Source organism: Stenotrophomonas sp. T8, assembly GCF_051853085.1.
Taxonomy (GTDB): Bacteria; Pseudomonadota; Gammaproteobacteria; order Xanthomonadales; family Xanthomonadaceae; genus Stenotrophomonas; species Stenotrophomonas sepilia.
In genome coordinates, this window is sequence record NZ_CP195329.1 from 4,274,533 (window position 1) to 4,287,024 (window position 12,492).

Sequence of the window (12,492 nt, forward strand, 5' to 3'; positions counted from 1 at the left end):
TCCCTGGCAGGATTCTAGGAGATCGACGCAGATGCGTAGGTGGGCTGTTCGCGGGCTGCTCCTGCTGCTGGCGGTGCTGGCGCTGCCCGTGGCCCAGGCACAGCCGGCCCCTGGCCTGCTGCCGCTCAGCCCGTTGCAGCGCGAATACCTGGTGGCGCATCCGACCATCGTTGTCGGGCAGTATGACAGCGGCTGGCCGCCCTTCGAGTCCCTCCGTGATGGCGAGCAGGTCGGGCTGGGACCGGACTACCTGTCGCATCTTGCTCGCCAGCTCGGTGTGAAGGTCGAGGCGCGCCGCTATCCGGACTGGACATCCGTGCTGGATGCGGCATGTCGTGGCGAGATCGACGTGGTGATGAATGTCGGCCTCAGTGCTGACCGCACCCGCTGCATGGTCTATACCGCCGCCTACAGTGAGGCGCCGCTCGCACTGGTGGGCCGGCCCGATGACCTGCGTGCCTCCGACATGCCGGATCTGGATGGGCTGAGGGTGGTGATCGAACAGGACTTCCTGACCGGTCCGCAGGTGCGCGCCCGATTCCCGCGTGCCCGCCAGCTTGTCGCAAACGACACGTTGAGCGCATTGCAGATGGTCAGAGACGACAAAGCGGACGTCTACATCGGCAATGCCTTCGTCGCCACCGAGCTGATTGCCAGCCGGCGCCTGCAGGGCGTGGCGCTGTTGCGGCCAAGCGACCTGCCCCCTGAACGGTTGCACTTCGGCATTCCCAACAGCAAGCAACCCCTGGCCGAAGCCCTGGACCTGGCGCTGGCCGCGACCAGCCAGGCCCAGCGCGATGCCCTCGCACAACGCTGGTTGTCACCGCCGCACTGGTCGGCATCGGCGCAGCTGGCGCTGAGCCAGGCCGAGAAGCGTGTGCTGGAGCAGCCGCTGATGATCGGTTTCGCGCCGAATGCCGCGCCCCTGTCGTTCACCGGCGAGGATGGCCGGCCCAGTGGCCTGGCCAGCGAGTACCTGCAGCGCCTGATGCAGGCCGGTGCCAACCTGAAGGTCGAGAACAGCCACGACTGGTACGAGGTGCGTGAGAAGGCCCGCCGCGGTGAACTGCAGGCGGTGATGGGCATACCCGTTGATTCGCGCTACCTGGGCCCGGACTGGGTGTTCAGCCAGCCCTTCATCAGCGTGCCGAACGTGATTGTGGTCAGGAGCGATGGCGAGTCGCTGCTGGGCCTGGCCGACTTGCAGGGCAAGCGCGTGCTGCTGTCCGACCCGGAGCGCGTGCGTGGCTATGTGCAGCAACAGGCGCCGCAGGCCCGGATCATTGCTGCGCGGAGTGCCGAGCAGGCGCTGCAGCGCCTGCTTGAGGGTGAAGCCGATGCCTATGTCGGCAACCTTGCCGTGGTCGATCACCTGCTGCGCAGCCGTTTCCCGGGGCGGATGCAGGTCGCGGCTCCGGCCGGTTTCAACGACCAGCTGGCGCTGGCAGTGGATCGCCGCCATGCGGCCCTGGCCACGACCTTCGATCGCCTGCTGCTGCAGATGACCCCACGCAAGCGCGAGGCGCTGCGCAGCGCCTGGCTGGCGGTGGAGTACCGCAATGGGGTCGACTGGAGCAATCTGCTGCGGTGGGGCGTGCCCGTGCTGATGGTGCTGCTGACCGCACTGCTGGTGCATGGCGTGGGCCATTGGCGGCTGCGCCGTGAGGTGGCAGGACGCCGCCAGCTGGAGCAGCGCCTGGCCGAGGTGACCGACAACCTGCCGGCGGTGGTCTACCAGGCCCGCCGCGATGCCGATGGCACGCTGAGCTTCCCGTTCATCGCCGGCGACCTGCCTGCGTTGTTCGGCATCACCCGGCAGCAGGCCGAACAGGATGCGAGGGTGTTGCTGGAACGCGTCGAGCAGGAGGACCGCGCGCGCATCCTGCATTCCATCGAGCAGGCCGCGCACCAGTTCGCGCCGTTGATCCTGGAGTTCCGCCTGCGCAGCGACGGGGAAGGCGTGCGCTGGGTGCGCAGCCAGGCCCATCCCTACGCCGCCGAAGAAGGCGCGGTGATCTGGAGCGGGTACTGGGTGGATGTAAGCGAAGCCCGGATGCAGGCCGATGCACTGGCGGCGGCGAAGGCGGACGCCGAGCAGGCCGCTGAGGCCAAATCGCGTTTCCTGGCCACGATGAGCCACGAGATCCGTACGCCGATGAGCGGCGTGCTGGGCATGCTGGAGGTGCTGGCGCACTCACCGCTGGACAGCGAGCAGCAGCGCATCCTCGGCGTGATCGAGGATTCGGCGCAGATGCTGCGGCAGATCCTCGACGACATCCTCGATTACTCGCGGCTGGAAGCGGGTGCACTGCGCCTGGAGCCGGTGCCGCAACCGCTGCGGCCCCTGCTGGAAAGCGTGTGCCGGTTGATGTCGGCGCAGGCCAGTGCACGCGGGCTGGAGCTGCACGTGCAGATCGACCCTCAGCTGGCGGCAGCGCACGAAGTGGATGGCGTGCGCCTGCGCCAGATCGTGTTCAACCTGCTCAGCAATGCCATCAAGTTCACTGCACGCGGCGAAGTGCGGCTGCAGCTGGAGGTACTGGGCCCGACCGCCGAAGACGGCAGCCAGCCGCTGTGCCTGAGCGTCACCGACACCGGCACCGGGATCGCACCGGAACAGCTGCGGCACCTGTTTGCGCCGTTCACCCAGGCCGGTGCCTACATCCAGCGCGACCATGGTGGTACCGGCCTCGGCCTGAGCATCTGCCAGCGCCTGGTGCAGATGATGGGCGGCGAGCTGGAGTTGCACAGCACGCTGGGCGAGGGCACCCGCGCCGAGGTGCGGCTGGCGCTGGTGGAGGCAGGCAGGGGTGACGTTGAAGCGCTGGTTGCGGAGCAGGAGCAGGCGGCGCTGCTGCCGCCGGCGCTGCGCGAGGCACGCGTGCTGGTGATCGAGGATCACCCGACCAACCAGGCGATGATGGCGTGGCGGCTGCAGCAGCTGGGCGTACCCCATGTGCTGCTGGGCGATGGCCAGCAGGCACTGGACCGCTTGTCATCGGAGGCCTTCGATCTGGTCATTACCGACTGCCGCATGCCGGTACTCGACGGCTTCGGTTTCACCCGCCTGCTGCGCGAGCGCGAGGGCCGTACCGGCCAGCCGCGGCTGACGGTGCTGGCGCTGACCGCCAGCGTGCTGGACGACGATGCGCGCCGCTGCCGCGAGGCCGGCATGGACGAGGTGCTGGCCAAGCCGCTGTCGCTGGCCACGCTGCGCACCGCGCTGCTGCGCTGGCTGCCGCAGGCACAGGGTCAGTCGTTCGATGCGCCCGTGCAGGAGACTGTCGCCGACGACGCTGAAGTGCTGCCTGATCTGGCCACCCTGCAGCAGCGCTATGGCTCGCGCGCCGTGGCCGAGCAGCTGCGCGACAGCCTGCTGCAGGCCAGTGAAAGTGATCTGGCGGCGGTGCAGCGCGCCGTGCGGGCCGGTGACCGCGAGACTGCGGCGCTCCACCTGCATCGCCAGGCGGGCGGTCTGGGGGCGATCGGGGCAAGCGCACTGGCCGGGCAGGCCAACGCGCTGGTCGAGCGCCTGCAGGATGCGACCGAGGCCGATCCGGCACCGGTGTTCGCCGCTGTAACGGCGTTCGTGGAGCGCCTGCAGCACCAGCTGCAGCGATTGGGTCACTGAGCCGACTGCTGTTGCAGGTAGGCGATCACCAGCGCGCGGCGTTCGGCGCTGGGAAAGGCGTTGTACATGCGCGTGCCGGGCACCACGTGGGTGGGCGACTGCAGGAACGCGTCCAGGGTCTGCGCGCTCCAGGTGATGTCGGCGCGACGCATGCCGTCGGAATAGCCGTAATCGGGCAGGCTGCCGGCGCGACGGCCGATCACGCCGTGCAGGTTGGGGCCGAAGCGGTGGATGCCGCCAGGCTGCACGGTGTGGCAGCCTGCGCACAGTTCGAACGCGCGCTGCATGGCCTGCTGCCGGGCCTGTTCAGGCGTGGCCGGCGCCGCAGGCGGGCGCTGGCAGGCCGTGGCAAGCAGGGCCACGGCAACGGTGGTGAGCAGGCGGGAGGCACGCATGGGCGGGCAGGATAGCGGTGCGGTGGAGCGGCCGGGCTGCGACACGTGGTCGCAGCCCGGGGCGATCACATGCCCGAGTAGTTCGGGCCGCCGCCGCCCTGCGGGGTCACCCAGACGATGTTCTGGGTCGGGTCCTTGATGTCGCAGGTCTTGCAGTGCACGCAGTTCTGCGCGTTGATCTGCAGGCGCGCGTTGTCGGCGTCGCCGACGAACTCGTACACGCCGGCCGGGCAGTAACGGGCTTCGGGACCGGCGTACTCGGCCAGATTCACCTTCACCGGAATGCTCGGATCCTTCAGCGTCAGGTGGCTGGGCTGGTTCTCGTCGTGGTTGGTGCTGCTCAGGAACACCGAGCTGAGACGATCGAAGGTCAGCACGCCATCGGGCTTGGGGTAGGCGATGCGGGTGTGCTGCGACGCCGGCTCCAGGCAGGCGTGGTCCGGCTGGGTGCGGTGCAGGGTCCACGGCGGGTTGCGCACGCCCAGCTTCGGCAGCAGCCACTGCTCCACGCCGGTCATCAGCGTGGCAACGGTCTGGCCCTTCTTGAACCACTGCTTGAAGTTCTTGGCCTGCTGCAGTTCGGTGAACAGCCAGCTGGCTTCGAACGCCTTCGGGTAGGCGCTCAGTTCATCGTGCTGGCGATCGGCGGCCAGCGCGTCGAACGCGGCGTCGGCGCACAGCATGCCGGTCTTGATCGCGGCATGGCTGCCCTTGATGCGGCTGGCGTTGAGGTAGCCGGCCTCGCAGCCGACCAGCGCCCCCCCGGGGAACACCGTCTTCGGCAGCGACAGCAGGCCGCCGGCGGTGATCGCACGGGCGCCGTAACCGATGCGGGTGCCGCCCTCCAGGTGCTTGCGGATGGAGGGATGGGTCTTGAAACGCTGGAACTCCTCGAACGGGCTCAGCCACGGGTTCCTGTAGTCCAGGCCGACCACGTAACCAATGGCGACCTTGCCGCCGTCGGCGTGGTACAGGAACGCGCCGCCGTAGGTGTCGCTGTCCAGCGGCCAGCCAGCCGCATGCACCACCAGGCCCGGCTCATGCCTGGCCGGGTCGATCTGCCACAGCTCCTTGATGCCGATGCCGTAGGCCTGCGGGTCCTTGCCTTCGTCCAGTTTGTAGCGGGCGATCAGCTGGCGACCGAGGTGGCCGCGCGCACCTTCGGCGAAGATCGTGTACTTGGCGTGCAGCGCCATCCCACGCTCGAAGGCCGGACCGATGCTGCCGTCCTTCTCGATGCCCATGTCGCCGGTGGCCACGCCGATCACCTCGCCGTTGTCGCCGTACAGCACTTCTGCAGCGGCGAAGCCCGGGAAGATCGCAACCTCCAGCGCCTCGGCCTGCTGCGCCAGCCAGCGGGTCACTTCGCCCAGGCTGATGATGTAGTTGCCTTCGTTGTGGAAGCACTCCGGCAGCAGCGCGTTGGGGGTGCTGCGCGCGCCGGTCTCGCTGAGGAACAGGAATTCGTCGCGGGTGACCTTCTGCTTCAGCGGAGCGCCGCGCTCGGCCCAGTCCGGGAACAGCTCGGTCAGCGCGCGCGGATCCATCACCGCGCCGGACAGCACGTGCGCGCCCGGCTCGGAACCCTTCTCCAGCACGCATACCGACAGCTCGCGGCCGGCTTCGATCGCGCGCTGGCGCAGCCGGATCGCGGTGGCCAGGCCGGCGGGGCCGGCACCGACGATCACCACGTCGAATTCCATTACTTCACGCGGGGGCAGGGCGTTGGCTTCAGCGCTCATCGATTGCATGACTCGTGGGTAGGGCCGGCATCGGGGCCACCGGCGGTGCCTGGGAATCGCGCGTGCGGCCACGGGCGAAACGGTTGTTTGAATGTGTCAGGGTACCGGTACGCGCGTGATCGAGCTAGATCAGCGATGTTCACACCACGATTGCTGCATTGCAGCGTAGTGCTGCAGCTCTGGTGGGTGCCGACCTTGGTCGGCACGCTCTGCCCGGATGACCGACAATGGCCGGGTCCTGACTGCGCGTGAGTGCCATGGCTTTGCATCCGTACGATCTGTTCGATGTCCGTTCCCTGCTCAACGAGGAAGAGCGCGCAGTGCAGGAGAGCGTCGCCCGCTTCACCAACGAGCGCGTGCTGCCGATCATCGGCGATGCTTTCGACCAGGCCCGCTTCCCCGACGAACTGGTGCCGGAGATCGCCTCGTTGGGCCTGCTGGGCGCGACCCTGCCGACCGAGTACGGCGGCGGTGGTCTCGGCGCGGTCAGCTATGGCCTGATCTGCCAGGAGCTGGAGCGCGGCGATTCGGGCCTGCGCAGCTTCGTTTCGGTGCAGAGCTCGCTGTGCATGTATCCCATCTACGCGTACGGCAGCGAGGAACAGCGCCAGCAGTGGCTGCCGGCGATGGCACGCGGCGAACTGATCGGCTGCTTCGGCCTGACCGAGGCGCACGGTGGGTCCGACCCGGCCAGCATGAAGACCCGCGCGGTGCGCGACGGCAGCGACTGGCGCATCAGCGGCAGCAAGATGTGGATCACCAGCGGCCCGGTGGCCGACCTGGCCATCGTCTGGGCACAGACCGAGGACGGCATCCAGGGCTTCGTGCTGGAAAAGGGCATGGCCGGCTTCACGACGCAGGAGATCAAGCACAAGATGAGCCTGCGCGCGTCGCTGACCGGCGCGCTGTTCTTCGATGACGTGCGCGTGCCCGACAGCCATCGCCTGCCGAACGTGAAGGGCCTGAAGGGGCCGCTGGGCTGCCTGACCCAGGCCCGTTACGGCATCAGCTGGGGGCCGATCGGTGCGGCGATTGCCTGCCTGGATGAAGCGCTGGGCTATGCCAAGGAGCGCGTGCTGTTTGGTCGTCCGCTGGCGGCCACGCAGAGCGCGCAGATCAAGCTGGCCGAGATGGCCCGCCGCATCACCACCGCGCAGCTGCTGGCCTTGCAGCTGGGCCGGCTGAAGGAAGCCGGCCAGCTGCAGCCGCAGCAGGTCAGCCTGGCCAAGTGGAACAACTGCCGCATGGCGATTGACATCGCCCGCGAGTGTCGCGATCTGCTCGGTGGGGCCGGGATCACCACCGAGCACGTGGCGATCCGCCACGCGCTGAACCTGGAATCGGTGATCACCTACGAGGGCACCGAGACCGTGCACCAGCTGGTGATCGGCCGCGAACTGACCGGCATCAACGCGTTCTGAGTGCACCGGTAGTGCCGGCCGCTGGCCGGCATTGCGGGTAGGGTGGGCGGCAAGGGACGCCTATCCGGAGATGCAAGCTGAATGAAGAACAATTCCGCTGTGAGGCAGCTGTTGTGCCTCCCGCTGCTCTTCCAAGCCTCCGTGCTGCAGATGGCATGGGCAGGCAACAGGGATGGGGCATGGGCAGGCAGTTATTCGCAGGCGAGCGATCTGTGTACCGAACCGGGCAGCGGACGTAGTTGCCGCGATGGGTTCAGGGACAGCCTGTCGATTGTCGAAGAATCACTGGGCTATACGGTTGAGCTGCACAGTACCCAGGCGATGCAGCACGTCTGCTCCTTCGTGCTGCATATGAAGCCAGAAGGCGGAAAACTGATTCATCAGTCCGAACCAGGCACAGTGGCTATCGAGAAACATGCAGGTGTACTGAGAGTCTCATCCGGCGGGATCGACCCGACGGCAACGGGCTTGGGCATGTGCGGTGCGCATGCCGATATTGATGGCCTGGAGTTTTCTTCTGTGGGCAATCGCACGCGTTCCGGACAACGCGATGGCGCGCGCCCCTGATTGATCCAGGCGGAACGCATCCACGCATGGCATGGATCTACTGCGCGGCTGTCGGGTCCGCCTTGAAGCGAGCCGAGCACCGCAGGTCCGGCGGGGGCGAAGAGGCGCGGGTGTCTGAGCGCAGCGAGTTCCGCGCCGTCCCCCGGCGGGCCGAGGAGCGCAGGGTACCGGTGCGCAGCACCAGCTCGCAGACGGCGGCGCGTTTCTTTTGGTTACTTTTCTTTCCGCGCGGAAAGAAAAGTAACGCCCATGAACGCATGCGCCCGCCACAGCAACAATCAGGCAGAAGAGAGACGCGTGGCGCTACGCGCCACCGGCAAACCCATGCTGCCGCCACGCCTCGTACATCACCACCGCAACGGTGTTGGAAAGATTGAGGCTGCGGTTGTCCGGCCGCATCGGCAGGCGCAGGCGGCGGCCATCCGGCAGTGCATCGAGCACGTCCTGCGGCAGGCCACGGCTTTCCGGGCCGAACAGAAACGCATCGCCCTCTTCAAAGGCCACGCTGTCGTAGCGCACGCTGGCGCGGGTACTGAGTGCGAACAACCGATTCGGTGCGATCCGCGCCAGCGCGGTGTCCAGGTCGGGGTGCACCTGCAGGCGCGAGTACTCGTGGTAGTCCAGCCCGGCGCGCTTGAGCTGCTTGTCTTCCAGTGCGAAGCCAAGCGGCTCGACCAGGTGCAGCTGCGCGCCGGTGTTGGCACAGAGCCGGATCACATTGCCCGTGTTGGGCGGGATTTCCGGTTGGAACAGGATCACGTGGAACTGGGGCGCGGCATTCATCGGCGCAGTGTACCTGCGACGACCGCCGCCTTTACGGCGCACGCCCTGCGCGGGGCAGGGCGGCACCGGTTACGGGCGCAGCAGGACCTGGGCGGTTTCGGTGGCCAGGGCCTGCAGGTCGGCGGCGCTCGGACGCACCTGCAGGGCCGGCAGGTTGACGATGACCGAGTTGGCGACGTTGGTGGCGGCGGCAGCCAGGGTCGCGGCGTAGCGCTGGGCTTCCAGTTCGGCGGCCAGGGCGACGCGCTGTTCCAGGCTCGGGCGCACTTCCACCGAGGCCAGCGTGGTGATCGGCATCGCGGCGGCGACCGGGGCGGCGACGTAGCCGTTGCGCTCGGCCAGCTGGTCTGCGCTCGGGCGCACTTCCACGGTGGCCAGGGTCGGGATGCCGCTGGCCTGTTCCCAGGCCTGCTGGGCCAGCTGGTCGGCGGCCGGGCGAACCTGCACGGTGGACAGGGTCTTGATGGATTCGGAGGCCTGCACCGACGAAACAACCGCGGTGCCGGCGATCAGGGCGATGGCGATGGCAATGGTCTTGGCGTTCATGACGGGGCCTGTTTAGTGTTGGTGAGCAGTGGTGTGGTAGTAAGGTAGTACACCAATTCTGGGCATGCAAGAGAAATTTTCTATTTCCTGCATTTGTTCAGTCTTCAGTCAGCTTTTGTCTGAAGCCCTTCCTGGCGCAGGAAGTACCAAGCAATCCGCGTGCCAACTTTTAGTTGTTGATTTGCAAGGCTTTTATGTGGTCCCGAAAGTGTCCGGTGGGCGGACACCTGTCCATTCGATAAGCCGCGGACACTGTCCGGACGCCTTCAGCCGGCGTCTGTGACGTTTCAAGAGCGCCCCTGGGCGTCGGGCTGGATGGTCATCTGGGCAAACACCCCCAGTGACTGGCGACCGATTCCGGCCGCCGCGCGCGCAGGCTAGGATCGGGGTTCACCTTCGTGACCAAGGATCCGGATATGTCTCTCGCCCTTCGCCCGCGCGCTGCACTGCTGGCTGTCGCCCTCAGCACCGCCCTGGGCACGCTTGTGCCTTCCCATGCGCTGGCGGCCAAGCCGGCCGCACCGGCCAAGGTCGATATCCCGTACGAGCAGTTCACCCTGCCCAACGGCGTGCGCGTGATCGTGCATACCGATCGCAAGGCGCCGATCGTTGCGGTCAACGTCTGGTACCACGTGGGCAGCAAGGACGAGCCGGCTGGCCGTACCGGCTTCGCGCACCTGTTCGAACACCTGATGTTCCAGGGCAGCGAAAACCACGACGGCGAATTCTTCGAACCGTTCAAGCAGGTGGGTGCCACCAACCAGAACGGCACCACCAACACCGATCGCACCAACTATTTCGAAAACGTGCCGACCACCGCGCTGGACATGGCGCTGTGGATGGAATCGGACCGCATGGGCCATCTGGTCGGTGCGATCGACCAGGCCGCGCTGGACGAGCAGCGTGGCGTGGTGCAGAACGAGAAGCGCCAGGGCGAGAACCAGCCCTACGGCCAGGCCTGGGACCAGCTCAACAAGGCGCTGTACCCGGTGGGCCACCCGTACCACCACGGCGTGATCGGGTCGATGAACGATCTGAACGCGGCGTCGCTGGATGACGTGAAGACCTGGTTCCGTACCTGGTACGGCCCGAACAACGCGGTGCTGGTGCTGGCTGGCGACATCGACCTGGCCACCGCCAAGGAAAAGGTCGCCAGGTACTTCGGCAGCATCCCGGCCGGCCCGACCATGGCGCAGCCGGCGGTGAACGTGGCCAAGCGTAGTGCCGACACGCGCGAGACGATGACCGACAAGGTGCCGCAGGCGCGCATCTACCGCGCCTGGAACGTGCCGCAGGTCGGCACCATCGAGGTCGATCAGCTGCAGTTGTTCGCGCAGGTGCTGGGCGGTGCGAAGTCTTCGCGCCTGAGCCAGCGCCTGCAGCACCAGGACAAGCTGGTGGACAGCATCGCGTCGGGCCTGTCGACCTCGCAGTTGGGCTCGAACTTCGTGATCATGGCGACGGTCAAGCAGGGCCAGGACCCGGCCAAGGTCGAGAAGATCATCGACGAGGAACTGGACCGGCTGATCAAGCAGGGCCCGACCGCGGCCGAACTGGAGCGTGCCAAGACCGGTGCCCGCGCCGGCTTCATCCGCGGCATCGAGCGCATCGGTGGCTTCGGCGGCAAGGCCGACGCCCTTGCAGAATGTGCGGTGTTCACCGGCGACCCGGGCTGCTTCCGTACCTCGCTGGCCAACATCGAGAAGGCCAGTGCTGCTGATCTGAGCCGGCTCGGCGCGCAGTGGCTGGACAAGGGCAGCCACACCCTGGTGATCGCACCGGGTGAGCGCGTGGCGCTGAAGGAAGACCCGAGCCAGGCGCCGAAGCCGTTCACCGTGCCGGCGGTGGACCCGAAGTACAGCACCCTGCCCGAGCAGGTCGACCGCAAGGCCGGCGTGCCGCAGACCCGCGAGTTCCCGCAGCTGAAGTTCCCGGCGCTGCAGCGCGCGACGCTGAAGAACGGTACCCAGGTGATCCTGGCCGAGCGCCACGAGATTCCGGTGGTGCAGTTCAGCTACCAGTTCCCGGGCGGCTTCAGTGCCGACCAGGGCCGCAAGCCGGGCACCGCCAACTTCACCATGAGCCTGATGACCGAAGGCGCCGGCAAGCTGGGCTCGCTGGCCTTCGCCGACGCCGCGGATGCGCTGGGCGCCAGCCTGGATGCCTCGGCCGGCCTGGACTCGATGAGCGTGGACCTGTCGGCGCTGAAGGAAAACCTGGTGCCGTCGCTGGCGCTGTACCGCGACCTGCTGCGCGAGCCGCGCTTCGAGCAGGGCGAGATCGACCGGGTCAAGGCGAGCTGGATCGCGGGCATCCAGCAGGAGAAGGTCAACCCGGGTGCGGTGGCGATGCGCGTGCTGCCCCCGCTGCTGTACGGCAAGGGCCACCCGTATGCCATTCCGTTCACCGGTAGCGGTGACGAGGCGGCGATCAACGGCCTGACCCGCGAGGACCTGGTCGACTTCCACCACGACTGGCTGCGCCCGCAGAACGGCACCCTGATCGTGGTCGGCGACACCACCCTGGCCGAGATCGTGCCGCTGCTGGACAAGCAGCTGGGCGACTGGAAGGCCAGTGGCGAGGCCCCGCAGGTGAAGGCGGCCACCGACGTTGCGCTGCCGAAGGGCCCGCGCGTGTTCCTGATCGACCAGCCGGGCGCGGTACAGGCCAACCTGTTTGCCGGCCAGGTGGTGGCACCTTCCAGCGCCACCAGCTCGACCCGCTTCGACATCGCCAACGGCGTGATCGGCGGCGACTTCACCTCGCGCCTGAACATGAACCTGCGCGAGGACAAGCACTGGTCGTACGGTGCGCGCAGCAGCGCGGTCAATTCGGTGGGCCAGCGCCCGTGGATGGCCAGCGCGCCGGTGCAGATCGACAAGACCGGCCCGGCACTGGCGGAAATGCGCAAGGAAATCGCCGCGTTCGCCGATGGCAGCAAGCCGGCCACCGCTGCCGAGGTCAACCGCATCCGCAACATCCAGACCCTGAGCCTGCCCGGTGCCTACGAGACCGCCAGTGCGGTGGCGTCGACCATCGGTTCGATCGTGCAGTTCAAGCGCCCGGACGACTATGTGCTGCGGCGCAAGGCCGAGATCGAGGCGATGACCCCGGCGCAGGTGCAGCAGGCCGCCGCCGAGATCAAGCCGCAGGCCCTGACCTGGGTGGTGGTGGGTGACCTCAAGCAGACCGAAGCGGCCGTGCGCGCGCTGAACCTGGGCGAGGTGACGGTGATCGACGCCGAAGGCAACCCGGTCAAGAAATAAGGGATGTGCCTGCCCGCCCTGGCGGGCAGGCCTCCCCAGGTAGTGCCGGCCGCTGGCCGGCAACCCCGTCATGCATCCGGGGTCAGAGCCCCGGCTACCCCCGATTCAGGCTGTTCAGGCAGAATCCCCCCATACCCTTCC

At 67.5% G+C, this 12,492-nt stretch carries 8 protein-coding genes; 4 read left to right on the forward strand and 4 right to left on the reverse strand.

What is annotated here, in order from left to right; genetic code table 11:
* The first annotated feature begins 31 nt into the window (after window positions 1-31).
* Window positions 32-3,631 (forward strand): ATP-binding protein, encoded by a 3,600-nt coding sequence (locus ACSDHM_RS19725; protein WP_088496700.1) that lies wholly within the window; start codon window positions 32-34, stop codon window positions 3,629-3,631.
* Here the strand turns inward: ACSDHM_RS19725 and ACSDHM_RS19730 are convergent.
* Window positions 3,625-4,026: a c-type cytochrome gene (locus ACSDHM_RS19730; protein WP_053497753.1), complete on the reverse strand. Its 402-nt coding sequence runs from the start codon at window positions 4,024-4,026 to the stop codon at window positions 3,625-3,627. The genes ACSDHM_RS19725 and ACSDHM_RS19730 overlap by 7 nt on opposite strands.
* 65 nt (window positions 4,027-4,091) lie before the next feature.
* Window positions 4,092-5,768 (reverse strand): electron transfer flavoprotein-ubiquinone oxidoreductase, encoded by a 1,677-nt coding sequence (locus ACSDHM_RS19735; protein ID WP_061479353.1) that lies wholly within the window; start codon window positions 5,766-5,768, stop codon window positions 4,092-4,094.
* 257 nt (window positions 5,769-6,025) lie between these two features.
* Between ACSDHM_RS19735 and ACSDHM_RS19740 the strand changes: the two genes are divergently transcribed.
* A complete protein-coding gene (locus ACSDHM_RS19740; protein WP_024956299.1) occupies window positions 6,026-7,189 on the forward strand; it encodes an acyl-CoA dehydrogenase family protein in 1,164 nt (387 codons plus the stop codon).
* An 81-nt stretch (window positions 7,190-7,270) separates the two neighbouring features.
* Complete coding sequence (locus ACSDHM_RS19745; RefSeq protein ID WP_143592516.1) at window positions 7,271-7,756, forward strand: hypothetical protein; 486 nt, start codon at window positions 7,271-7,273, stop codon at window positions 7,754-7,756.
* 303 nt (window positions 7,757-8,059) lie between these two features.
* Here ACSDHM_RS19745 and ACSDHM_RS19750 read toward each other — a convergent pair whose 3' ends face one another.
* Together ACSDHM_RS19750 and ACSDHM_RS19755 are read right to left on the reverse strand one after the other, a co-directional pair.
* The gene (locus ACSDHM_RS19750) at window positions 8,060-8,539 is read right to left on the reverse strand and encodes a tRNA (cytidine(34)-2'-O)-methyltransferase (protein ID WP_061479351.1); all 480 of its coding nucleotides are present in this window, start codon (window positions 8,537-8,539) and stop codon (window positions 8,060-8,062) included.
* Window positions 8,540-8,608: 69 nt separating this feature from the next.
* Window positions 8,609-9,085, reverse strand: coding sequence for a hypothetical protein (locus tag ACSDHM_RS19755; RefSeq protein WP_014035556.1), 477 nt, complete (start codon window positions 9,083-9,085; stop codon window positions 8,609-8,611).
* A gap of 416 nt (window positions 9,086-9,501) precedes the next feature.
* Between ACSDHM_RS19755 and ACSDHM_RS19760 the strand changes: the two genes are divergently transcribed.
* Window positions 9,502-12,351: a M16 family metallopeptidase gene (locus ACSDHM_RS19760; RefSeq protein ID WP_439426521.1), complete on the forward strand. Its 2,850-nt coding sequence runs from the start codon at window positions 9,502-9,504 to the stop codon at window positions 12,349-12,351.
* The last annotated feature ends 141 nt before the right edge of the window (window positions 12,352-12,492 follow it).